This is a genomic window from Halovivax cerinus, assembly GCF_024498195.1.
Lineage (GTDB): Archaea > Halobacteriota > Halobacteria > Halobacteriales > Natrialbaceae > Halovivax > Halovivax cerinus.
Genome location: NZ_CP101824.1, coordinates 3,202,496 through 3,225,656, shown reverse-complemented (window position 1 = coordinate 3,225,656; position 23,161 = coordinate 3,202,496). Strand labels below are relative to the sequence as shown.

General features: G+C 64.4%; 22 protein-coding genes and 1 tRNA gene. 6 read left to right on the top strand and 17 right to left on the bottom strand.

Annotation, left to right across the window (positions count from 1 at the left end):
- Positions 1-557 precede the first annotated feature (557 nt).
- Positions 558-630 (bottom strand) — tRNA-Arg (locus NO366_RS15320).
- Positions 631-644: 14 nt separating this feature from the next.
- Positions 645-935: a Sec-independent protein translocase subunit TatA/TatB gene (locus tag NO366_RS15315; protein WP_256531655.1), complete on the bottom strand. Its 291-nt coding sequence runs from the start codon at positions 933-935 to the stop codon at positions 645-647.
- A gap of 287 nt (positions 936-1,222) precedes the next feature.
- On the opposite strand from NO366_RS15315, the gene NO366_RS15310 reads away from it, so the two are divergent.
- A complete protein-coding gene (locus tag NO366_RS15310; protein WP_256531654.1) occupies positions 1,223-2,032 on the top strand; it encodes an HD domain-containing protein in 810 nt (269 codons plus the stop codon).
- Positions 2,033-2,172: 140 nt separating this feature from the next.
- Complete coding sequence (locus tag NO366_RS15305; RefSeq protein WP_256531653.1) at positions 2,173-2,367, top strand: XapX domain-containing protein; 195 nt, start codon at positions 2,173-2,175, stop codon at positions 2,365-2,367.
- 220 nt (positions 2,368-2,587) lie between these two features.
- Here the strand turns inward: NO366_RS15305 and NO366_RS15300 are convergent, their stop codons facing one another.
- From NO366_RS15300 to NO366_RS15280, 5 genes are all read right to left on the bottom strand, one after another.
- Positions 2,588-4,438, bottom strand: a complete 1,851-nt coding sequence (locus tag NO366_RS15300) for an FAD-binding protein (RefSeq protein ID WP_256531652.1) — start codon at positions 4,436-4,438, stop codon at positions 2,588-2,590.
- A 2-nt stretch (positions 4,439-4,440) separates the two neighbouring features.
- On the bottom strand, positions 4,441-5,334 hold the full coding sequence (locus tag NO366_RS15295; protein ID WP_256531651.1) for a succinate dehydrogenase/fumarate reductase iron-sulfur subunit: 894 nt from the start codon (positions 5,332-5,334) through the stop codon (positions 4,441-4,443).
- Complete coding sequence (locus tag NO366_RS15290; protein ID WP_256531650.1) at positions 5,334-5,699, bottom strand: succinate dehydrogenase hydrophobic membrane anchor subunit; 366 nt, start codon at positions 5,697-5,699, stop codon at positions 5,334-5,336. Before NO366_RS15290 ends, NO366_RS15295 begins: the two co-directional genes overlap by 1 nt.
- The gene (gene sdhC, locus NO366_RS15285; protein WP_256531649.1) at positions 5,699-6,124 is read right to left on the bottom strand and encodes a succinate dehydrogenase, cytochrome b556 subunit; all 426 of its coding nucleotides are present in this window, start codon (positions 6,122-6,124) and stop codon (positions 5,699-5,701) included. Before sdhC ends, NO366_RS15290 begins: the two co-directional genes overlap by 1 nt.
- Before the next feature lie 161 nt (positions 6,125-6,285).
- Positions 6,286-7,356 (bottom strand): succinylglutamate desuccinylase/aspartoacylase family protein, encoded by a 1,071-nt coding sequence (locus NO366_RS15280; protein ID WP_256531648.1) that lies wholly within the window; start codon positions 7,354-7,356, stop codon positions 6,286-6,288.
- A 254-nt stretch (positions 7,357-7,610) separates the two neighbouring features.
- Here NO366_RS15280 and NO366_RS15275 point away from each other — a divergent pair, with 254 nt between their 5' ends.
- The 3 genes from NO366_RS15275 to NO366_RS15265 all read left to right on the top strand — a co-directional run bounded on the left by NO366_RS15275 (position 7,611) and on the right by NO366_RS15265 (position 11,716).
- The gene (locus NO366_RS15275; RefSeq protein WP_256531647.1) at positions 7,611-8,363 is read left to right on the top strand and encodes a GNAT family N-acetyltransferase; all 753 of its coding nucleotides are present in this window, start codon (positions 7,611-7,613) and stop codon (positions 8,361-8,363) included.
- A 425-nt stretch (positions 8,364-8,788) separates the two neighbouring features.
- Entirely contained in the window at positions 8,789-10,258 is a 1,470-nt protein-coding gene (locus NO366_RS15270) for an oligosaccharide flippase family protein (RefSeq protein WP_256531646.1), read from the top strand.
- A gap of 123 nt (positions 10,259-10,381) precedes the next feature.
- The gene (locus tag NO366_RS15265) at positions 10,382-11,716 is read left to right on the top strand and encodes a RimK family alpha-L-glutamate ligase (RefSeq protein WP_256531645.1); all 1,335 of its coding nucleotides are present in this window, start codon (positions 10,382-10,384) and stop codon (positions 11,714-11,716) included.
- 97 nt (positions 11,717-11,813) lie between these two features.
- Here NO366_RS15265 and NO366_RS15260 read toward each other — a convergent pair whose 3' ends face one another.
- The 7 genes from NO366_RS15260 to NO366_RS15230 all read right to left on the bottom strand — a co-directional run bounded on the left by NO366_RS15260 (position 11,814) and on the right by NO366_RS15230 (position 16,051).
- Positions 11,814-12,383 carry a VIT1/CCC1 transporter family protein gene (locus NO366_RS15260; protein WP_256534035.1) on the bottom strand — a complete coding sequence of 190 codons (570 nt, stop codon included), beginning with the start codon at positions 12,381-12,383 and terminating at the stop codon, positions 11,814-11,816.
- Positions 12,384-12,423: 40 nt separating this feature from the next.
- Positions 12,424-12,717, bottom strand: a complete 294-nt coding sequence (locus NO366_RS15255; protein ID WP_256531644.1) for a DUF211 domain-containing protein — start codon at positions 12,715-12,717, stop codon at positions 12,424-12,426.
- A gap of 122 nt (positions 12,718-12,839) precedes the next feature.
- A complete protein-coding gene (locus tag NO366_RS15250; RefSeq protein WP_256531643.1) occupies positions 12,840-13,034 on the bottom strand; it encodes a DUF8131 family protein in 195 nt (64 codons plus the stop codon).
- A gap of 73 nt (positions 13,035-13,107) precedes the next feature.
- Positions 13,108-13,290, bottom strand: coding sequence for a CbaC protein (locus tag NO366_RS15245; RefSeq protein WP_256531642.1), 183 nt, complete (start codon positions 13,288-13,290; stop codon positions 13,108-13,110).
- A complete protein-coding gene (locus NO366_RS15240; protein ID WP_256531641.1) occupies positions 13,290-15,044 on the bottom strand; it encodes a b(o/a)3-type cytochrome-c oxidase subunit 1 in 1,755 nt (584 codons plus the stop codon). Before NO366_RS15240 ends, NO366_RS15245 begins: the two co-directional genes overlap by 1 nt.
- On the bottom strand, positions 15,041-15,865 hold the full coding sequence (locus NO366_RS15235) for a cytochrome c oxidase subunit II (RefSeq protein WP_256531640.1): 825 nt from the start codon (positions 15,863-15,865) through the stop codon (positions 15,041-15,043). Before NO366_RS15235 ends, NO366_RS15240 begins: the two co-directional genes overlap by 4 nt.
- Before the next feature lie 12 nt (positions 15,866-15,877).
- Entirely contained in the window at positions 15,878-16,051 is a 174-nt protein-coding gene (locus tag NO366_RS15230; RefSeq protein WP_256531639.1) for a signal peptidase complex subunit 2, read from the bottom strand.
- A 385-nt stretch (positions 16,052-16,436) separates the two neighbouring features.
- Here NO366_RS15230 and gap point away from each other — a divergent pair, with 385 nt between their 5' ends.
- The gene (gene gap, locus NO366_RS15225; RefSeq protein ID WP_256531638.1) at positions 16,437-17,510 is read left to right on the top strand and encodes a type I glyceraldehyde-3-phosphate dehydrogenase; all 1,074 of its coding nucleotides are present in this window, start codon (positions 16,437-16,439) and stop codon (positions 17,508-17,510) included.
- A gap of 89 nt (positions 17,511-17,599) precedes the next feature.
- Here the strand turns inward: gap and NO366_RS15220 are convergent, their stop codons facing one another.
- The 3 genes from NO366_RS15220 to NO366_RS15210 form a co-directional block, all read right to left on the bottom strand.
- Positions 17,600-18,652 carry a zinc-binding dehydrogenase gene (locus NO366_RS15220; RefSeq protein WP_256531637.1) on the bottom strand — a complete coding sequence of 351 codons (1,053 nt, stop codon included), beginning with the start codon at positions 18,650-18,652 and terminating at the stop codon, positions 17,600-17,602.
- A 167-nt stretch (positions 18,653-18,819) separates the two neighbouring features.
- Complete coding sequence (locus tag NO366_RS15215) at positions 18,820-20,382, bottom strand: ABC1 kinase family protein (RefSeq protein ID WP_256531636.1); 1,563 nt, start codon at positions 20,380-20,382, stop codon at positions 18,820-18,822.
- A gap of 159 nt (positions 20,383-20,541) precedes the next feature.
- The gene (locus tag NO366_RS15210; RefSeq protein ID WP_256531635.1) at positions 20,542-23,136 is read right to left on the bottom strand and encodes a cation-translocating P-type ATPase; all 2,595 of its coding nucleotides are present in this window, start codon (positions 23,134-23,136) and stop codon (positions 20,542-20,544) included.
- Between the last annotated feature and the right edge of the window lie 25 nt (positions 23,137-23,161).

Below are 23,161 nucleotides of genomic sequence, written 5' to 3'. Positions count from 1 at the left end.
AGAACTCACCCCTAAAAAGTTTCATCCGTAGATTATCGGTCCTGATAATCTCATCGTTCGCTCCGACCCGTCCCTCGACTCGCCATCGATTCACCAGCCCGTAGTGTCCGACCCATCGTGTTACCCCATCTCTCCCCAGATCGGATCGTGAATGGGAGATTCTGGGCACCGAGTGGTACTACCCTCCGAAATCGTTCCAGCCAACCCGCCGCCTGGTAGCAGCCATCGGTGGAACGCGTTCCCTGTCGAGTTCGAATCCCACAATGACGGTTTCACTGCTCGCTATCGCTCGCAGGAAACGGACGTGACGGGATTCGAACCGAATCCAGACGGTCGTGCTCGTTCGCGTCGCTCACTGTGCGCGCTGCGACTGGCAGGCTTCGAATCCCACAATGACGGTTTCACTGCTCGCTATCGCTCGCAGGAAACGGACGTGACGGGATTCGAACCGAATCCAGACGGTCGTGCTCGTTCGCGTCGCTCACTGTGCGCGCTGCGACTGGCAGGCTTCGAATCCCACAATGACGGTTTCACTGCTCGCTATCGCTCGCAGGAAACGGACGTGACGGGATTCGAACCCGTGATCAGAAGGTTAGGAACCTCCTGCCCTCTCCGCTAGGCCACACGTCCCGTCGAAAATCGAGTTATGCGGAGTCCGTCTCGGTCTCGGTGGTCTCCTCTGCGGTCACCGGTTCGGTGTCGACGAACTCGTCGTTGTCGCTCGACGTGTCGTCGAAGTCGCCGGTATCTCGCATCTCTTCGAGTTCCGTCTCGACCTTTTCACGCCCTTTCTGGAATTCGCCCATCGCTTCGCCGGTGGATCGTGCGAGTTTCGGGATCTTGTTCGCGCCGAAGAGCAGTATCGCCAGGAACAGGATGACGACGAGCTCCGGTCCCATGGGAATGCCGAACAGCGGGATGATTTCGGGTGCCATCTCTATCCGATCCTTACCGACTGGCAATTATAACCTTTTTGGAGAAGTCGACCCGGCGAACGATAGATGCGTCGGCGTTCGTACTTATTTGTTACCGAATTTGGGCTCGTCTCTTCGCGCGACGACGGGGTCGTTTCTCTCCGCCGCTCGAACTCCGTTCGCGTCCGCAGTCTTCTCGTGTCACGAACCGCCTCGCCGAGAGCTCCAACGATCACCTCGGTCGGGTGCCGTCTCATGTCGCGAATGTCGTGCGGAGTCCTTTTGGCTGTCCCCACCGAGCGTCCACTATGAGCGAGCAGCCGGCAAACGGACACCGTGTCTACGATCCCGACGCCGATCACGCCTTTCCCGACGAACGGGTGAATACTGTTCTCGAATTCGTCGACGGAGACGTCGAGATACAGACCCTCCTCGAGGCCCAGAACGTCAACGCCGTCGACCGGATGCGTTACAACGATCACGGCCCGAAGCACATCGAGATCGTCCGCAACCGGGCGCTCTGCCTCTACGACCTGCTGAAGGCCAGTTCGGTGCCGTTCAACGGCGCCACGCAACAGGGCCTGGACGAGGCCGACGAACCCGTGATCATCGCCCTCGCCGCGTCGTTACACGACGTGGGACACGTGGTCCATCGCGATCGCCACCCCTTCTACTCGGTTCCGCTCGCGTCCGACGTTCTCGATCGCATTCTCCCGGAGTTTTACGACGTCGCCGACGCGGTCAGGATGAAAGGAGAGATCCTCCACGCGATCCTCTGTCACCACACACCAGTCGATCCCCTGACGCTCGAAGCTGGCGTAATTCGCGTCGCAGACGCACTGGACATGGAACGGGGCCGATCTCGCATCCCGTACGAGCAGGGCGGTCGCGGGATCAACACGCTCTCCAGCCAGGCCATCAGTCGAGTATCCCTCCACGAGGGGGATTCTCGACCAGTCCTGGTCGAGATCGAAATGACGAACGCCGCAGGCGTCTATCAGGTCGACAATCTCCTGAAAGCCAAACTCGAGCGGTCCATGCTCGAAGAGCACGTCCGTATCGTCGCGGTCAACACCAACGAGAACCGAGAACAACTCGTCGAGCGTATCGAACTCTAACTCCGGCCGGTCGTCCGCGATCGACGCGGCCGACGCATCGACCGTCCACGACCGACTCATCGTCCGACCACGACCTGTCACCGACGGTGGGCGCCGACCCGTCGCATCACTTTTCCCGCCGGTCTTCGATTGTGGACTCGATGTCGACCCAACTCGCCGTACTGGCGCTGCTGACGGGCGTGCTCACCGGTGGATTCTTCCGGTTTCTCTCGATCCCGATCCCGGCTCCGCCGGAGTTGCCCGGTTTGCTCGGAATCGTGGGACTCTTCCTCGGGTACAAACTCGTCGACACCGCTGGTGTGAGCGTCGACCTGCTAGAGGCGCTCGGACTGTAAACGGTGTCGGCCCGACACCCACTGGGTCGAGCGGGCCGTCACAACACCGACGCGGTTCCGGGAGGAGTCGACGCTCGACCGTGACCCGAAGGGACTGCTCTCGAACGTCGGTGAACTCGGAGCGTGAGTTAGCGAGAGATCAGAGTTGTGAGGTATCGTCCTGTGAGGTATCGTCCGAGAGCGATCGGTACTTCGTCGAGACCGGTCGTGGTGTCGGCGGTCAGTAGCTGCGCACCTTGGGTTCGTAGGTCTTGTCCTCGCCGTCGAGGATGACCGGTCGGTACCAGATCGACGGCTCGCCGTCGTCCCAGGTGATCATCGTGTGTTTGAGCCAGTTCTCGTCGTCACGGATCTGGTTCTCCTGACGCCAGTGGGCGCCACGGAACTCGTTGCGTACGAGTGCGCCGAGCGCGATGGTCTCGGCGACGTCGATCAGATTCCGCGTCTCGTAGGTCATCTGGAGGTCCGTGTTGAACGTCCGGGATGGGTCCGAGACGCCGACGTGCTGGTACGCTTCGCGACACTCGCGGATGATCTCGAGGGCCTTCTTGACCCCGTCTTCCGTCCGGAAGACGTTGACGTAGTCCGTCATGGCCGTTTGGAGCTTCGAACGGATGTCGGCGTGGTTTACGCCGTCGTCGTTGTCCATCAGATAGTCCACGCGGGCGCGTTCGGCCTCGACTGCTTGCTCCAGGACGGCGTCGGTCGCCGTCGCCTTGCCACTGCCGTCGGCCGCGACACCGCCTGCGGGACTCGTCTCGTCGATGCCCGCGAGCCCCGGCTCAACGGGGGCACCGACGTCGGTCTCGTCTTCGACGTCGTCGCCGTAGCCCGTCCGAATTTCGGCCGTTCCAAGCTCCTCACCCGCGGCGTGGCGGCCGGCGCGCTTGCCGAAGACGATGAGTTCGGGCAGCGCGTTCCCGCCGAGTCTGTTCGCTCCGTGAACGGAGACACACGCGCACTCGCCGGCGGCGTAGAGGCCGTCGACGCAGGTCGCACCGTTCTCGTCGGTCTCGATGCCGCCCATCTCGTAGTGCTGGCCGGGTTTGACCGGCATCGGTTCGACGAGGCCGTCGACGCCCTCGAAGTCTTCCGCGAGGTGCAGAATGTTCTCGAGCCGATCCACGATGCGCTCTTCGCCGAGGTGGCGCATGTCAAGGTGGACGTACTCGTCTTCGACGCCGCGGCCCTCGTTGACCTCGGTGAGCTCCGCCCGCGAGACGACGTCCCGCGAGGCCAACTCGCCGTCGTTGTTGGCGTAGCCGTGTTCGAACATGAAGCGCTCGCCGTCCTCGTTGTAGAGGATACCACCTTCGCCGCGAACACCTTCGGAGATGAGGACGCCCGTGCTGGGCAGGGTCGTCGGGTGGAACTGGACGAACTCCATGTCCTCCAGCGGGACGCCCGCGCGGTAGGACATCGCCTGGCCGTCGCCGGTACAGGAGACGGCGTTCGTCGTGTGGTCGAAGGCCTGACCTGGACCGCCAGTCGCGAGGATGACTCCGTCGTTCGCTTTGAAGCCCTGAATCTGTCCCGACTGGACGTCGTAGGCGACGACGCCGTGGCAGGAGCGGTCGTTCGGATCGGGTTCGTCGGTCACGGCGAGGTTCATCACGTACCACTCGTCGTAGACCTGGATCCCACGCTTGACGACCTGCTCGTACATCGTGTGCAGCAGGTGGTGACCGGTCTCGGCACCGGCGTAGGTTGTGCGGGGGAAAGACAATCCGCCGAACGGTCGCTGGGAGACGGTACCGTCTTCCTCCCGGGAGAACGGCATCCCCCAGTGTTCTAGGGTGATCGTGTCCTCGGGCGAATCCTGTGCCAGCGTCTCGATCGCCGGCGCGTCACCGAGGTAGTCCGACCCCTTCATGGTGTCGTAGGCGTGTAGTTCCCAGTCGTCGCCCTCGCGGATCGCTGCGTTGATGCCGCCCTCGGCTGCGCCCGTGTGGCTGCGGACGGGGTGGAGTTTCGTGACCATCGCCACGTCCGCTCCGGCTTCGTGTGCAGCGATCGCCGCGCGGAGCCCGGCGCCGCCGGCGCCAACTACGATGACGTCGTGTTCGTACATGGTTACCAGAATTTCAGGTTCTTCTTGACCGCCTCACGCTTGAGTTCCTGAATGTGCTCGGTGAGGGGGATGTCTTTCGGACACACCTCGGTGCAAGAGAACTGCGTCTGACAGCGCCAGACGCCGTGTTCTTGCTCTAAGATGCGCAGTCGATGCTCTTTGAGTTCCTCGCCCTCGCGGTCGTCCATGGCGAAGCGGTAGGCCTTGTTGATCGCCGCCGGGCCGAGGTACTCGTTGTCGCCCGCCGCGATGTTGCACGAGGACATACACGCGCCACACCAGATACAGCGCGTGGACATCTTTACCTTCTCGCGGTTCTCCCGGGTCTGGAACTGCTCTTCCAGGTCGCCGTCCGGGAGGTCCTCTTCCTCCTGGAAGTACGGTTCGACCGCGTGCATCTGCTCGTAGAAGTGCCCCATGTCGACGACCAGGTCCTTGACGACGTCCTGGTGTGGGAGCGGCTCGACGCGCACCGGACCATCGAGATCAGAAATCTGTGTCTGACAGCCGAGGCGCTGGCGTCCGTTGACGAAGAACGCGTCCGATCCACAGACCGCCTGTCGACAGGAGTGACGGAAGGTCAGCGATGGATCGAACTCGTCTCGCGCGTAGATCAACGCGTCGAGGACGGTCATCCCCTTTTCGAATGGGACGTGGAAGTCGTCGAAGCGCGGTTCTTGCTTCTCGGCGACCTCCGGGTCGTACCTGAATACCTTCAGGTGAACGGTCTCCGTTCCCGCGTCGATCTCGTCTGCCGTTCGCTCTCTCCGGGCGCGCCGATCGGCCTTTTCCTCCATGCGACGGTCCTGCGGAGCAGGTCCGGCGTCGGTCGATGATTCGACGGTTTCTGTGCTCGTGTCGTCCGTCTCCGGCGGCTGTTCCTGTTGCGTACTCATTAGAGTATTCCTCCCATTACGAGTGCGACGTACGTCCCCTGGACGACCAGTGCGATACCGGCGAGACTCAAGATACCGAGGACGACTCGTTTCGGCGTGCCGGTGAGTCCCTGGTTGACCAGCGCGTTGTAGACTCCGTTGACGCCGTGGAACGCCGCCGCCCACAGGAACATGATCATCGTCAGCATGTACCCGAGGTTCTCCATGCGCATCTGCGTTCCGGCGAACTCGATCTCGTAGGCGTGATTGACGAAGTGAAGCAGGAAGAAGTGAAATGCGAGTGTCAGGACGAGGAACGCCGCCGTCACGCGCTGGAGGAGCCAGCCGGTGCCGCCGGGGGTGAAACTGGAGTAGCGCTCCGCCATCAGACGCCCACCCCCGTCATGAACGTCGGGACGCTCGCGACGGTGATCGCCGCCGTGACGACCAGGGACACGTAGAAGCTCTTGTCCTGTGACTCGAGTCCGATCCCGAGGTCGATCATGAGCAACCGGACGCCGTTTAAGATGTGGAAGACGGCGACGGCGAGCAGGCCGACTTCGAGGATTCGGACGAGGAAGAGCCCCTCGAGTCCTTGCAGCGTCGTCGTGTAGACGTCGTCACCAGCCTCGATGGCGGCCGTGTTTCCGGCGGCGCCGAGCGCCGTGCTCAACACCGCGATGTGGGTGAACAGGTAGCCGATCAGGATCCAGCCGGTGAACTTGTGGAGGATCCACGCCCACATGCCGGGCGCGAACTCCCGCCACCGACCGAAGTCCTCGATCAGCCCGCGGTTGTAAGAATCGCTCATACTCTCACCAGATGCGTCGAACCCCGGTGGTATAGTAGTTACTTTCCGTCTGTCGGTCCCAAGGTTGCCGGAATCATAAGGTATTGGAGTGGCGCTCTAACTACCGAGTGGCGAGTGAGTACGGGTGCGAGGACCGCGTCGGCTGTGGGTCGACCGTCGCCTCACGCCCCGTCGTCGGGTCCGCCGAAGAGCGAGAGTGACGCCGACAGTTCGCGTTCGAGCGCGCGGAGCGTGTCGTCGTCGAGGGCGACGAGGTGACAGAGGGGATTGCCGGGGTAGACGACCGGGTTCTCGAGCACGCCGACGATCAACCCGGTGAACGGGGCCTCGACTGAGACGCTGTCGTCGGCCTCCTTGAACGGATCGGTGATCGTACAGATCACGTCACCTTCGTGGACGAGTTCGCCCCGTCCGAGTTTCATGTCGACGATTCCACCCGCGTCCGCGCGCAACCAGGTTTTTTCACTGGAATCGGTGATGACGGTCCGCCAGCCCGGCCAGTGGACGGACGAGTCAGGATGGCAGCCCACTTCTGCGAGGACGCTCGCGACGCCCGTCAGCGCCTGATCGATGAGGTCGCGCTGGAACCGGTGGGCCTCGCCCATCTCGATCGTGATCGTGGGAACGCCGGCGTCCGTCGCCTCCCGACGGAGTGATCCCTCCGGTCCATCCCCGTCGATGATCACGTTCGAACTGAAGGCGTGCGAGAGCCGTTCGACCGCCGGATTCGTCGTGTCTGCGCGGACGTGGAGCATGTTCGTCCGGCCGCGCGTCGACGTGTGAAAGTCGAGTCCGTAGTCGCAGGGTTCGACGAACGCCGAGAACAGCCGGTGGGCCATTCGCTTCGCGCTCGTCGACTCGCCGTGTCCGGGAAACGATCGGTTCAGGTCCCTGTCGTAGATCGGCAGGTACCGCTCCTGGGCGAGAAAGCCTGGAACGTTCAACACCGGGAGACAGACGAGCGTTCCGTGGAGGTCCGCGTGATCCCAGTCGTGTGCGACTTCGCGGACGACTTCGATACCGTTGAGTTCGTCGCCGTGAGCCGCGGCCGAGAGGAACACCGTCGGCCCCGGCCGAGTGCCGTTGATGATGGTGACCGGGACGCGGATCGGATCGCCGAGGTACGTCTCGCTGATCCGGTACCGTTCGTTGCGGGACTCGCCGGGTTCGACGCGCACGTCGTCGTACGTGAACGGTTCCGGCTCCGCCGCTCCCGCCTCCACATCGGCCATATCCCGTCAATGCGGCGGCACGCGTATAAATCGTGCTACCCGGACCGCCGGACAGCGAACCGACTCGGTGCACCCTCGTGGGCCACCGATCGGCGTTTGTGGGATCGATCGAACCCATGTGGGCCCGAATACCGCGTGCATTGGGTACCGTCGACACCGACGGGTGACCGACGGATCCCGGTACCGGCCCGACGTCCCTCGTTCGATGCGTTTCGGGGGCGACAGTTTTGTACGTGGCTGTTATTCGATCGACCATGAACTTTCGCGAGGCGACCGCCGCGGATGTCGAGGCGATCCGATCGATGGCCCGCGAGTCGGTGACCGCGTCGTACACGTCCTTCCTCTCCGAGGAGACGATCCAGGACGCGCTCGAACAGTGGTACAGCGACGAGGCCACGAGCGATCTCGTCGAGAGTGACGACACGGTAATTCTGCTCGCAGAGAACGATCAGCCGGCCGGATTCAGTCAATCGGAGGTCGTCGGTGACGGCGAGACGGTCGGGAACGTTCACTGGCTGCACGTTCGCCCGGACGAGCGCGGCGCCGGGCTGGGGTCCCGATTGCTCACTAGAACCCGAGAGGCGTTGCTCGACGCCGGCGCGGAGGGAATCAGGGGGTTCGTCCTGGAGGGGAACGAAGGCGGTAACCGATTCTACGAGGAACACGGGTTCGAACGCGCCGGCACCCGTTCCATCACGATCGGATCGGACACCTACACCGAGAACGTGTACGTCGAGGCCGCGGACGCCGACGCCGAGTGGCGCGCGATCGAGGAGCGCGAACTCGACGACGGCACCAGCGTGTTCGTCAGCTACGGGGAAGCCGCGCGCGGCTCGAAGGCTCCCTTCTACAGCGCCTACGAGTCGACCGACGAGACCGAACGGTACGGCTGGTTCTGCGGCAACTGCGACACGGTGGACAACGCGATGGACGCGATGGGGCGGATCGAGTGTAACGTCTGTGGCAACAAACGGAAGGCGACGCGGTGGGACGCGTCGTACCTGTGACCGGCCGCGGCCCTCTCTCGCCGTCCCTGTGACCGGCCGCTGCGTATCTCTCGTCGTCTCTGTGAACGGCCGCTGCGCATCTCTCGTCGTCCCTGTGACCGGCTGCTGCGAATCGTTCGTCGCCTCGACGATCGTGAGTCGCGTCGGTGTCGCAGTCACGGGTTCCGTCGACTCGAGACGGATCGATTCCGATCGTTCGACCGGGGGACCCGTCGCAGGTCCCGGTCTGACCGGTCCCACACCCTCTCACAGAGGTATCCCGATCCCCGTTCGATTCGCACGCCGGTCGGTATCCACTCTCGCTACAGCCGCTGTGCGGTACCCGTACGGCTCGCCTGACCGGTGATTGGGGTGGATAACAATCCCTCGATCCGCAGTGGACGCGCCCGGACGACGGGACGGCGACGCGTCGTCTGCTCCTCACAATGCGCTCCGCTGGCCACATCGTTCGAGGGTTCACGGCGACGCTCGCGGCGCGAGCCGTTTACATGCTCTCGAGCGCGCTGTTGATGTATCTGCTCGCCGGGTACTTTCTCGACCCGGACGAGTACGGACTCCTGTTCTGGACGATCGGCATCCTCGCCGTCGTCCAGCTGGGGGCTGACCTCGGCTTCGGCAAGTCGGCCGCCCGGTACGTCGCCGAGTACGGCGAGACGGACCCGCGCCAGATTCCGCACGTGATCCGCTACGTGATCGGGTACAAACTGGTCGCCGTCTCGGTCGTGGCCGGGCTCTTGCTGATCGGAGCGCGGCCGCTCGCCGCCGCACTGGGGGAACCGGCTGCCGCACCCTTCCTGACAGCGGGTGTTCTTCTCGTCGTCGCGAAGTCTTTCGGCGTCTTCCCCGAGGTCGTCTTTCAGGGGTCGAATCGGCTGGTCTACAGTGCCGGCGTCAGAGCGGTTGGTGGAGCGAGCAGGCTCGTCTTCGCCGTCGTCTTCGTCGTCGCGGGCTTCGGCGCCCTCGGAGCCTTCTTCGGGTACGTCGTTGGCTACGCGATCGCCGCCGTGGTCGGACTGACGGCGGTGTACCTGTCCGTCTACTCGGCGTACGAGCCAGCGACCGAGATGGACGACGGACTCTCTCGTCGCCTCCTCGAGTACAGCGTCCCGCTCACCGCCACCCGCGGAGCGAACGTCCTCGACAAACAGATCGACATCGTTCTCGTCGGCGTCTTCTTGAACTCGACGGCCGTCGCGTTCTACACGCTCGCAAAGCAGATCACAGACTTCGTCCTCGCGCCGGCGGAGTCGCTGGGATTCGTCATCTCGCCAAACTTCGGCGAGGGGAAGGCGGGCGGCGACGTCGACGGCGCCAGGGCCCTCTACGAGACGGCACTGTCGAACGCGCTGGCGTTGTACGTCCCGGCTGCGGTCGGACTCGTAATTGTCGCGGAACCGTTCGTGGTACTCGTCTTCGGGGCAGAGTACGCGACCGCCGCGACGCTGCTACAGTTACTCAGCGTCTTCGTCGTCCTTCAGACGATCACGAATCTGACGAGCGACGGGCTGGATTACCTCGGACGCGCTCGCGAGCGGGCCATCGCGAAGGGGGTGACGTCGGTCGGCAACTTCGGCCTCAACCTCCTCCTGATTCCGGCGTTCGGCGTGGTCGGCGCGGCCGTTGCGACGGTCGTCACGCACGCCGTCTACGTCTCGGTCACCCTCTACGTCGTTCACGACGAACTGTCACTCCGGTATCGCTCGCTGGCGGTCGAGGCCGGACGCGTCCTCTCGATTACCGGCGTGATGGCCGCGACCGTCGTTGTCGTCACGCCGCCGATCACGACGATCCCGCTCCTCGTCTTCGCCGTGACGATCGGCGTCCTCGCGTGGGCGCTCCTGGCGGTCGCTAGCGGGGTGATCGAACTCGGAACGATCCGGACCACACTCGGGTGAGGGGCGACGCCCCGTCACCGGATTTTCGAACTCGCAGCGACGACCGTCGTGCCGCCGATCGACGCGTCTCCGCGGGTCGAGACTGGTAACAATCCTTTTCTCACGGCGACGTGATTCTTCGATATGAGCACGGAAGAACCCGTCACAGTCGGTGTTTTGAGCCTCCACACGAGCAAAGAGACGAAGGCAATCTGTAACGCGGTCGATGACCTCGGGCACCGTCCGCAGTGGTTGCGTGCGGACAACACGACGATCGGGGTCGAAGACGGTCGAGTCAGCCTGGAGCCCGCCGTCGACGTGATCGCGAATCGGTTGTTACTCTCGAACACCGAACAGCCGTGCGAAGCGCTCGGGCTGATCAACACGCTGTCACGGCTGGTTCCGACGTTGAACACGCCAGTCGCGTCCATGACGGCGTTGCACAAGCTCTCGACGGCCGTCGCCCTCGCCGGCCACGAGGTCCCGGTCCCCGACGTCCTGCTCTCGCTGTCGAGCGACCGACTCAACGAGGCCCGCGCCGACTTCGGAGAGGAGGCCGTCTACAAGACGGCGATCGGTACCCACGGCGGCGGGACCTGGAAGGTGGGTCGCGAGGAGCGGGTCAACCCGAAGGTGGGGAACCGGTACGCGTTCCTCCAGGAACTCATCGAACGGGACGCGGACCGACACCGCGACATTCGGATCTACGTCGTCGGCGACGAGATCGTCGGCGCGATGTACCGCTACGCCCCGGAGAACGACTGGCGTACCAACGTCGCCCTCGGCGGATCGGTCGAAGACGCGACCGACGACCTCCCGCCGGCGGTTCGAGACATCGCGCTCGACTCGACCGAGGCGGTCGGGCTCGACTACGCCGGCGTCGACGTCGTCGAGAGCGAAGACGGCTGGTACGTCCTCGAGGTGAACCCCACGGCCGGATTCAAGGGGCTGTTCGAGGCCACGGGCGTGAGTCCCGCGCCCTACATCGCGAAACTTGCGATCGAGCGCGTCGGTGGCGAGGTCGACGACGAGGACGTCGAACGCCTCGCACGGACGCTCGACGACTCCCGACCGTCCTTCCTCCCGCCGGAGCCTGTCGCCGAAGAGCGGGTTCCGAGCGACATCGGTTACACGGAAGAGATCGTCCTCACCGGCACACGTGGCTCCGAGTCGGTCGTCGCCAAGTCCGACACCGGCGCCAAACGGACGAGCATCGACACGAGCCTCGCCGCCGACATCGGCGCCGGACCGATCAAGTCCATCGCGAAAGTCAAGACTGGCAGTTCCAAGGGGAGTCGGAGCCGGCCGGTCGTCGACGTGGTCGTCGGCGTCGGCGGCAACCAGCACACGGTGACCGCGAGCGTCGAGGACCGCAGTCACATGGAGTACCCCGTGATCCTCGGCCGCGACATCCTGAAACACTATCGCGTCGACGTCGCCCGGCGGACGGACGGCGACGATACGTACGAAGAGGAGTGAACGGGTGGTGTCCCGACGGGCTGGTGTCGCGAGTCCGGCCGATCGGGTCCGTTGATCGCCGTCCCCGTCTCGCCGCCCGTCGACGGCGACCTGTCGCTCACCCCGGCAGGAAGAGATTGAGTATCGCCACGACGAATCCCGCCAGCCCCATTCGAATTCCGGCGACGACCCAGTTCTGTTTCGAGATCGAACCCAGGTACGCCCCGAACGCGAACAACACCCCGACGCCGATTCCGATGGCGAGCAGCGTCGCCTCGAGGAGCGTGACGAGCGACCCGTGAAACAGGAACGGGACGAGCGGACAGAGTATACCGACGATCGGGCCGATGCCGCTTGCGATCGCGTTGATTTTTCGAGCCGCCACCTGATCCCGCTGGACCTCCGTGTTCGTGAGATCGGTGAGCATCGCACGCTCGATGGACAGGATCTCCGCCTGTTTTTCCGCCCGTTCGATCTCCCAGACGCTCCAGACGCCGGACGTCCCCAGCCCCACGGCTGCACCCAGGCCGATCTGAACCACGGTGTAGCCGTCCGTCACCCCCGACAGGTAGGCGCCGACGACGATGCCGATGCTGGTCAGGGTACCGTCGAACCCGTTCGAGATGAAGTATCGTCGGGAGATCGACGCCACGTCGCCCGTGGCGAGCAGATCACGAATTCGTTCGATCACGGGTACGCGAGTGCGTGGGTCCAGGGCGACCGGCGACTCACCGATCTTGCGGCGTCGGACTCTGTTCGGTGAGCGCTTCGCCGCAGACGACTTCGTCGATCGAGTGGATCGACCCGCCTAGCGTGTCGATCGCGTCTTCGGTTGCGGACGCGTCGACGGCAGCACCCCTGATCGTCAGTTTGACCGTTTCGACTTCCCGGTCGGTCTCGACGAGCACGGCGTTGACGGCGTCGACGGACGCGTGGTCGGCGACTGCGCGTGTAAACTCGACGATATCCGGTTGGTGTGGCTTCAGTACGTCGAGCACGAGTCGTCGGATCGGGGCCGTCACGGTGGATCGCTACCACCCGAGTGCGCTTAATGCTGGGGCAGATCGTGATTCCGCGGGGTGTCGCGGGATCGCCGATCTGATGGTCGGTCCCCGATCGGCGTTCGGGTGGGTCGACTGGCTCATCAGGTGTGGCGGGTCGTGCGATTCGAGACGTCGATCGGAGAAAACGCGATGTACAACGATGCCGCGATGAGGACCACGTTGATGGACGCGATGGCGCCGCCGAGCCCGGACCTGGTGACCGTCCAGACGATCGTCGGGACGAGCGCGAGTAACGCCAGGACGAGCGTCGCCCGTGGGGTGAGCGATTCGAACACGGCTCGTCGTAGGCTGTCCCGGACCGTGAAGTCCTGCCCTCCGTTCGCCGGGTCTCGCTCGTCTCCGATGGTGTCACTCGCCGCGGCGCGGCGCGACCGCCCAGCCGAGAAGCACGGCGAACACGAGGAGGCCGACGATGACGGTTTCGAGCGGGCTGACGTAGACGTCGAAGAACCCGAGAACCGTCCGTCCCTCGACGAGAAAGACGAGGAGGAGTGCACTGACGATCAATAGCTTCGCTGGGGTGGTCCGCATCAGTAGATGGCCACTCCGAGGGTCGTTCCGGCGTGTTGTACGGCGTCGACGAGGGCGAGAACGACCGGGTAGGGCCTGATGTCCTGTCCGTGCAGTCCTCCTTGCTGGATGATGCTCGCGAGCGGGAGGGCATAGGCGAGGACGAGCAGGACGATTGCGATAGCCGCCCACAACTTCAGATTGTCGAGGATCCGCGGCGAATCCTCGGGTCCGGACAGTGCGGGCGGAATCGTCCCGTCCACCAGCGGTTCGCTGTCTCGATTGAGAACGGTGAGCAGCATGACGCCGAGGAACAGTACCGTGGCGACGAAGAGCAGGGTTCCACCGAGGGCGATCTGGGCGTTCAGTTCGCCCATCGACCCGATACCGACGTCGTACTCGAAGCTGTACTGTGGCTCTGCGGTCCGTCGGGGGACGCCGAACAGTCCCGATCGGTACATCGCGTTCGTCATGAACACGATGCCGAGGAACCAGGTGACGACCTGGATCAGCGCGATACGCCGGCCGACGAGGCGGTTTCCGGTGAGCTGGGGGACGAGCCAGTAGGAGCCGGCCATGAGCGAGAGTGCAGTCGCCGTCCCCACCTGCGTGTGGATGTGTCCGGGGATCCACAGCGTGTTGTGGACGAGGTAGTTGATGTTCATGCCGGCGTTGACGATGCCGGTGAAGCCACCGAAGGCGAAGACCGCGCCCGCGAGCGCCATGCCGGTAAACGCGGGCTCTCTCCAGGGCAACGCACGTATCCAGCCGAACGTTCCCTCCCCGCCGCGCTGGCGAGCCCCGTGTTCCATGCTCGCGACGACGGTGAACGCCGTCAGAAGACTCGGCAGCAACAGAAACATCGTGTTGGTCATCGCGACGAACTTGAACCCTTCCGCGATGCCGGGGTCCATGTACTGGTGGTGGATGCCGACCGGCGTCGAGAGCAGCACGAACAGGATGAACACGACTCGTGCGAGCGGATCGCTGAACAACCGTCCGCCCGAGAGCGTGGGAAGGACGTTGTACCAGAGCAGGTACGCCGGCAACACCCAGAAGTAGACGACCATGTGCCCGAAGAACCAGAACAGCGTCCGGGTCAGCAACGGGTTTACACCGGGGATCACCTCGAATGACCATGGCACGATGAAGGCGATCAGCGAGACGATGACGCCGATCGAACCGAGATACCACATTATCATCGTCGTCAGGACCATGAAGGCCGGAAGCGGGATTCGCTTACCGGGATTGTCCCCTTTCCAGGTCAGCCACGTCCGAAACCAGTCGGCACCGGCGAGCCAGGTTCCTGCGAAGAACACGATCAGTCCCAGATAGAACAGGGGATTGGCCTGGAGCGGGGCGTAGAACGTAAAGAGCACGTCCGCGCTCAACGGTGCCCCGAGCACCTCCGGCGGTTCCTCGAAGAACCCGCCGAGAATCGACGCGGCGATGATGAGCGTCCCGAGCGACATCAGTCCGTACCAGCCCCAGCTCAGCCAGGCGCGGGTCGGTCGCTGGCCGAGACTGTCCGTTATCGCCCAGTGAAAGAGTCCGACGAGAAAGAAGATCACGAACGAGATGACGAGGAAGACGCCGTGTCCGGTCAGCACCGTATAGTAATCGGGTGACGGTAGAAAGCGATAGATATCGGTCCGGTGGAACGCCTGAACGAGCCCGAACGTCGCCCCCAGTCCGAGTGCGATGAACGAGTTCAGAAACGCCGCCCGGACGAGTCGTGCCTGTCCCGGATACTCGTCGACGAAGAGGCGCGTCATGGTGGGGACCCTCCACGATCGGGCTCCCGAATCGGAACGGATTCGCTCGTCGCCGACTCGTTCCCGACTGCGATGGTTCCGGACTCGTCCTGATCGTCGACGCTGACCGTCCAGTCGTGCTCACCCGATCCCAGTTCGTCGCTGTCGACGGTGACCGACACGTTCTCGCTACTCTCTCCGTCGACGGTGATCGACTGTTCGGTCGTCTGTGAGCCGATGGTAACGTTCACCGTCGACTCGCGTGCTTCGAGCAATCCGTTGGAGACGGTGGCCGTGAGGTCGATCTCGTCTCCCTGAGCGACTTCCTCCGGCGCGTTCACTTCGAGTTCCGTCTGCGAGAACTCCGATTCGGGCGTCACCACCAGCGATCCCTCCATCGTGTGGTGCTGTGGCCCGCAGTACTCGTTGCAGACGATGCCGTACGTCCCGGGTTCGTCGAACTCGACCGTCAGTTCCGCCACCTGTCCGGGGATGGCCATCGAGTTGATGTTGGTTCCGGCTACCTCGAAGCCGTGGATCACGTCGCGACTCGTCACGTAGAACGTCACCTCTGAGCTGGCCGGCACCTCTATCGGGTCGGGTTGAAAGATGAACGTCATCGCGACGACGTACACCTCGTACTCGTCTTCGCCGACCTGCTCGACCCGAGGGTCGCTGAATCGGTCGTCTGACCCGATTTCGTCGGGCGTAACGGTGTTGGCTTCGTCGTCGATCATCGTGATCCCGAGGCCGACCGACCCGTACGTGATCGTCACGATGAACCCCACGATCAGGACGAACGAACCGGCGAGCCACAGTTTCTCGTACGTGTGAATGCGCATGTGTGATCACCGTTATCCGAATACGAGCCAGTCGATGACCGTCGGTCCGTTTCCGAGAAACTCGACGAAGTAGGTGAACAGCCACATCACCGTGAGGACCACGAAGTAGAGCACCACGAGTGCGAGCGTCCCGATCGGATCGAACTCGTCGTGATCGATCGTTCGCGTCGCGCCGGACCGACTCATGTCCTATCGCTGCCCACCTTCTGTGTATTAAATCACCAGTGGTGCGCGACGGACAGACGGAGACAGTTCGCGGGTAACCGTGGACCAAACCGCGAGTAATTGTGGGTCACACCGCCGGTAACGGTGGATTGTCGGCCAGTTATTTTCTCTTGTCTCGACGATACGGGGCTGGTGTCGCTCCAGTTTGGGTTCGATCGGACGCCCGTTCCGGGTATCGATTCGATCTCTGGCGGTCGGTGACGCCAGGGACACCGCGTGCCTTGCACGATCTCTCCAGTGAGTCCTGCCGGGTGCTCGTACCGGAGACGCTCTTTTGGGCCTGAAACTCTCCGAGTAGACGGTTTTAGGGCCAACAAACTTACTCGGTGGCGATGTCCGACCGAGCATGGGCGCCAGTACGAACGACAGTCGCGGAGAGTCCAGCGAACCGCTTCGAATCGGCATCAACGGCTTCGGGCGCATCGGTCGAAGCGTGCTCCGTGCCTCGCTCGAGCACGACGATCTCGACGTGGTAGCGGTCAACGACGTGATGGACGACGACGATATGGCGTACCTCCTCCAGTACGACTCGGTTCACGGGCGTCTCGACGGGGTTTTCCGCGAGGGTGATACCATGTACGTCGGGTCACAGGAGATCCAGTTGTACTCCGAACCCGATCCGTCCGAAATTCCGTGGGACGCCGTCGATGTGTCCGTCGTCCTCGAGGCAACCGGCCTGTTTCGAACTCGCGACGAGGCGTCCCAGCACCTCGAAGCCGGCGCCGATCAGGTCCTCATCTCGGCGCCGCCGAAGGGCGACGAACCGGTTCCGATGTTCGTCTACGGGGTCAATCACGAGACGTACGACGGCGAGGCTATCGTTTCGAACGCCTCCTGCACGACGAACTCCGTCGCCCCTGTCATGAAAACGCTGGACGAGGCGTTCGGGATCGACTCCGGACTGTTGTTGACGGTCCACGCCTACACCGGGAGCCAGGGGCTGGTCGACGGACCGCTCGAGAAGCGTCGTCGCGGCCGGGCGGCCGCCGAGAACATCGTCCCGACGACGACGGGTGCTGCGATCGCCACCACCGAGATCTTGCCCGAACTCGAGGGCACGTTCGACGGGCGCGCGATGCGCGTCCCGGTCCCGGATGGCTCCATCTCTGACCTCACACTCAATCTCGAAACCGACGTCACCGAAGCCGACGTCGCCGACGCGGTCCGAACGGCGGCCGACGGGAGACTCGCGGGGGTGCTCGGATACACCGACGACGAGATCGTCTCGCAGGACGTGGTCGGGTTACCGATCCCGTCCTACGTCGATCTGGAGTCGCTGATGGTCGTCGACGACGACATGCTGAAGATACTGGTCTGGTACGACAACGAGTACGGCTTCTCTCGACAGCTGCTCGATCTCGCGGCCTACGTCGCGAGCGAAGGCGATCACGTCGCAACCGGTGCAGCCGTCGCCCACTGATCTCCCCGTCCCGACCCGCCGATCGGCGTCGCGGTACCCGAAACGGCGTGATCCGCGCGACGGCTGCTCGCCGTCGCGGGTGTCGACCCCTACTCGAAGTGGATGAGCGGTTTGATGATGTCGTCCTCCTTCGTCTCCATCAGCCGGAACGCCTCGTCGATCTCGTCGAACGGGAACTCGTGCGTGGTCATGTGCGTCGGATCCACGCGGTCGCGATCGAGCAGACGAAGCAACCGCTGGAGTCTGAGCCGGCCACCGGGACAGAGGCCGGTGACGATATCCTTCTCGGCCATGCCGACGCCCCAGGCCTCCCGGGGAATGTTGACGTACTCGCCTTCGCCGTGGTACCCCGTGTTCGAGATCGTGCCGCCGGCCTTGGTCACCTCGACGCACTGCTCGAAGGTCCCGCTCGTTCCGAGCGCCTCGACGGCCGCGTCCACGCCCTCGCCGTCGGTGAGGTCCATGATCTGTTCGACTGGGTCGCCCTCGGCGAAGTCGACGACGTCGTCGGCACCGTAGGTTCGCGCGAGTTCCTGTCTGTTCTGGACCGTCTCGACGGCGATGATGTGCCCGGCGCCCTGAAGCGCCGCGCCTTTCGTGGCCATCAACCCGACCGGCCCCTGCGCGAACACGGCGACCGTTCCACCGACCGGAATCTCGGCGTTCTCCGCGCCCATGAACCCAGTACTCATCATGTCCGTGACGTAGACCGCTTCCTCGTCGCTCACGCCGTCGGGGATGTGGGCCATGTTCGCGTCGGCCTCGTTCACGTGGGCGTAGTCGGCGAAGGTTCCGTCCTTCACGTTCGCGTACTTCCACCCGCCGAGGGCCTCGTTCGACTGTGACGGGTGATCGTCCTGGGCGGCGGCGGACCCCCAGTCGGGGGTGATGGCGCCGACGGCGACCCGATCGCCCGGCTCGAACTTCGCGACCTGATCGCCGACTTCCTCGACGACGCCCACGACCTCGTGTCCGAGCGTCAGGTTCTCTCGCTCGCCGATTGCACCGTGAACGGTGTGGACGTCCGAAGTACAGACCAGCCCCTTCGTCGGCCGGATGACGGCGTCTGTCGGTCCCGCTTCGGGCGGTTCTTTCTCCGTGAATCCAGTTTCTCCTACTTCTTGCATGACGAATGCTTTCATTTCTACTCCCTCCACCAGTACTTACGATCCTCAATCGCATAGAGCCCGAGTGTGGTTCCCGCGACGTGGGACCCTCCGCCGGATCGAATCCCGTCGGACGCGTCTGTCGCGAACGCGACGCCCGTATCCCGGAGCCGTCGCGTTCTAGCTACCGACCGACGTCGTTCTCAGCGGCTACCGACGAGATATCGCAGGAAGAACGCGGACGCGATCGCCAGCGCGGGGATTTCGTACGGCCGGTCGTGAAACGCCAGGATCGACGCGGCCACAAGTAGCGCACTCGCCAGCACGGCGTACCCGAGGTCGCGATCCCCGGTGCCGCGGTCGTCTACGGGGTCGGTTCGGACGACGAGCTCGCCGCGTTCGAGCCGCTGGGCCGTTCGATCGACGCGAGCGGGAAGCCGCGAGAGCGCGGGCAGCGACCGGCGTACGTCGGTCCGGATCTCCGAGAGGATTGCCTGGAGTTCGCTCTCGATGAGGTTCTCTTCGACGAGGAACGATCGAACGGCGGCCAGGAAGTCGAACTCCGGGTCGAGCTGTCGGCAGACGCCTTCCCCGACGGTCCCGGCCCGGACGAGCAACATCACGTTCGGCGGGAGGCGGAACGGAAAGTCCCGGAGGTTCGACGTCAGCTCGGTGATGATACGCCGCCAGGTAACCGTCGAGTGTCCTTCCAGGGTCTCGATGACGAGTTCGAGAACCCGTCGGACCTCGGCTCGATTGACGTCACGTTCGAGCACGTCGAGCGCGATCAGCGCGTCGACGAGGGCCTCGACGTCGCGCTGGACGAGCGCGCGGTAGAGCCCGACGATGTCTCCCTGCGTGGCGGTGGAAAGCCGATCGCTCATGCCGAAGTCGTAGATGAGCAGTCGCCCCTCGTCCGTGACGGCGAGATTTCCCGGATGCGGGTCGGCGTGGAACGTGCCGTCGACCAGCCCCATCTTCAGGTACACCGAGGTGATCCGCGTCGCCAGCTCGTGCGGATCGACGTCGACGTCCGCCAGCGCGTCGTCGTCAGTGACCCGCCGGCCGGTCAGGTGCTCCATCGCGAGTACGCGCTCCGAGGAAAGGTCGGCGTAGACGTCGGGAACGACCACTCGGTCGTCGTCCGCGAAGTTCTCGCCGATCTCGACCATGATCTCGCGCTCCCGTTCGAAGTCGAGTTCGTCCAGGATGATCGACTCGAAATCGTCGGCCGCGTTCCGGACCGAGTACCGCTGGCGCTCGTCGGCGAAGAGACGTATCAGGGGGAGTAGGCCGCGAACGACGCGCAGATCCCGCTCTATCTGGGATTTCATATCGGGCCGGCGAACCTTCAACGCGATTCGCTCGCCGCCGTGGATCGCCGCGTACACGAAGGCGAGTGACCCACCGGCGACCGGTTCGATCGTCGACAGATCGAGCTCGTCGCCGAGCTCGTCGTCCAGGACGGACCGCGGATCGCCGCTTGCGCCTTCGGGAACTTCGTCTTGCAGCGTCCCGAGGACGTCGGCGTACGTCGGCGGCACGATATCCGGCCGCGTCGAGAGCACCTGTCCCACCTTGACGAACGCCGGGCCGAGATCCAACATCGTGTTCCGGATCCGCTCGGCTCTCTGCCGGTGGGTTTCATCGTCGACACCCCTCGGGTGCCCGACCAGCACGAACCGCCGCTTGTCGCGGAGGAACGCCAGGACGAAGGGAAGAAACCGGACGAGGACCTGCAAATACCGGCGATAGTATCCGATCATTTCACACTGGTGGCGGGTTGGTCATCCGGGCCGATACCTATTTCAGTTTTCGAACACCTGTCCTATAAAGGCTGGTGGCCTCCGTTCCGCGGTGAAGGCGCGGTCTGCGCCGGATCGACGGTCGCGTGGCCGCCGCGTCAGATCGAGCAGCTGACGCACTCAGTCGGTCGTCCGCCGCCAGCGTGCGACTACTATGGCGACGGCGGCGTGCCCGACCAGACAGAGACCGAGAACCGAACCGATGATCGCCCAGTCCGCGAGTGCCAGGGGTACCGTTCCGAAGTACTGATTCAGGGGCGTGTAGAGGACGGCGAGCTGGCCGAGCAGCGACGCCGCGATCGCTCCGACGAGCCACGGGTTCGAGAACGTGGGGGTCTCGCGGAGCCACCGGATGACGTACAGCTTCTCGAACTCGACGACGACGAACGCGGTGAACACCATCGTCATCGCGTAGGCCGAGACCGATTCGGTGCCATCGAGGGTGTAGCCCGTCAGCCCCAGCATGACGACCGTGGTCACGGCCCCGGTGCCCCCGATCACCCCCAACATCTCCCGGTCGACGATGCCGCGATCGGCGCCCCGCGGCGGACGATCCATCACGTCCTCGCTGCCGGGATCGGCGCCGAGCGCCAGTGCCGGTAATCCGTCGGTCAGTAGGTTGATCCACAGAAGTTGCACGGCAGGAAGCAATAGGTACCCGTACAGGGAGGCGAGGAAAACGATCGCCACTTCCGCGACGTTGGCGCTCAGGAGGTAGGCGACGAATTTCCAGACGTTGTCGAAGATAGCCCGTCCCCGCTCGACTGCGCGCTCGATCGTCGCGTAGTTGTCGTCGAGTAGGACGACATCCGCGGACTGTCTGGCGACGTCGGTGCCGCGAACCCCCATCGCGACGCCGACGTCGGCGTTCTTCAGCGCCGGCGCGTCGTTGACGCCGTCGCCGGTCATCGCGACCCGGTGGCCGCCATCTTGCAGCGCGCGCAGGATGCGGACCTTGTGTTCCGGTGACGTGCGAGCGAACACGTCGACGTGATCGACCCGCGCTCGAAGCTCGTCGTCGGTCATCGATTCGATTTCGCGACCCTCGAGGCCGGTCGACCCGAACCCGAGCGTCTCGCCGATCGCCGTCGCCGTCCGGACGTTGTCACCGGTCACCATCTTGACGTCGATACCGGCGCGCTCGGTGGCCGCGATAGCGTCGGCGACTTCCTCCCGCGCCGGGTCGATCATGCCGACCAGCCCGACGAACGTGAGGCCGTCGCGGAGGTCGTCAGCGTCTGCAGCTTGTTCCACCACAGCCATTCCGAGGACCCGGAGCGCGTCGTCTGCGAACGCCGTCACTCGCGACGCGATCTGGTCGCGGTCCGCGTCGGTAAGCGTCTTTGCTCCCTCGGCCGTCAGCACCCGATCGCAGTTCTCCACGACGACCTCCGGGGCTCCTTTCACGTAGCCGACGTCGTCGTGCACGGTCCCCATCCACTTGCGATCGGAGGAAAACGGGATCTCGTCGGTCCGGGGATGGTCGGCCCGGAGTGCCTCGACGTCCAGGCCACGACGATCGGCGGCCTCGACGAGCGCCCGCTCGGTCGGGTCGCCCGCCTCCGCGGTGGCGTCGTTGCAGAGCGCCCCGATTCGCACCAGCAGTGCTTCGCGGTCGGTCACGTCGTGTGTTCCCGTTGATCCGTTCCCCTGTGTCACCTCGTCGACGTCGACGACGGCGTCGTTCACCCAGAGGCGACGCACCGTCATCTCGCCTCTGGTGAGCGTCCCCGTCTTGTCCGTGCAGATGACGTCGACGGAGCCGAGCGCTTCGACCGCCGGAAGCCGCCTGACCAGCGCGTTCTCGTCGGCCATCCGCCGAACGCCGAGCGCGAGCGTCAGCGTCACGACGGCGGGCAAGCCTTCCGGAATCGCGGCGACGGCGAGCGAGACGGCGGTGAGCGCGGACTGGACCGCGCTGGTGCCCCTGAGGATCAACAGGGGCGCGACCAGCGCCGACAGGAGGAAGATTCCGATCCCCAGGGTTCGCCCCAGGTCGTCGAGTTCCGACTGCAGCGGCGTCTCGGTCTCCGCCGTGCCGGCGAGTTCTGCGGCGATGTCGCCGACCGCCGTCTCCATGCCGGTGGCGGTCACGACGGCCTCGCCCTTCCCGCGGGTGACGCTCGTTGCCTTGTAGACCATGCCCGTGCGCTCGGCCAGCGGCGTGTCCGCCTCGACTACGGTCGTCGCCTTCGAAACCGGGACGCTCTCGCCCGTGAGCGCCGCCTCGTCGACCGTCAGGTCTGTCTCCGAGACGATGCGGGCGTCTGCGGGCACGACGTCGCCGCTCCGCAGGACGATCACGTCGCCGGGGACGAGTTCGGTCGCCTCGATCTCGCTCGATTCGCCGTCCCGCCGGACGGTCGCCGTCGGGGCCGCCAGCTCCCGCAGTGACTCTAAGCTGCGTTCAGCGCGGTAGTCCTGGACGAACCCGAAGACGCCGTTGGCACCGACGATGATCACGATCAACACTGCGTCGACGGTCTGTCCGGCCCACGTAGAGAGAAGGGCCGCGAACAGCAGGACCCAGATCAGCACGCTGTCGAACTGGACGAGAAAGATGTCGAGCGGCGATCGGCCGCCCGTCCGAACGATGTCGTTCTCGCCGTACGCTTCGAGTCGGCGGTGGGCCTCGTCGGTGGACAGTCCAGCGATGTCCGTCTCCAGCGCGTCGAGAACCTGCTCCGTTGGGTGCGCGTGCGGTGGATCGTCCATCGGCTTCGTACTGAGTTCCCCTGTC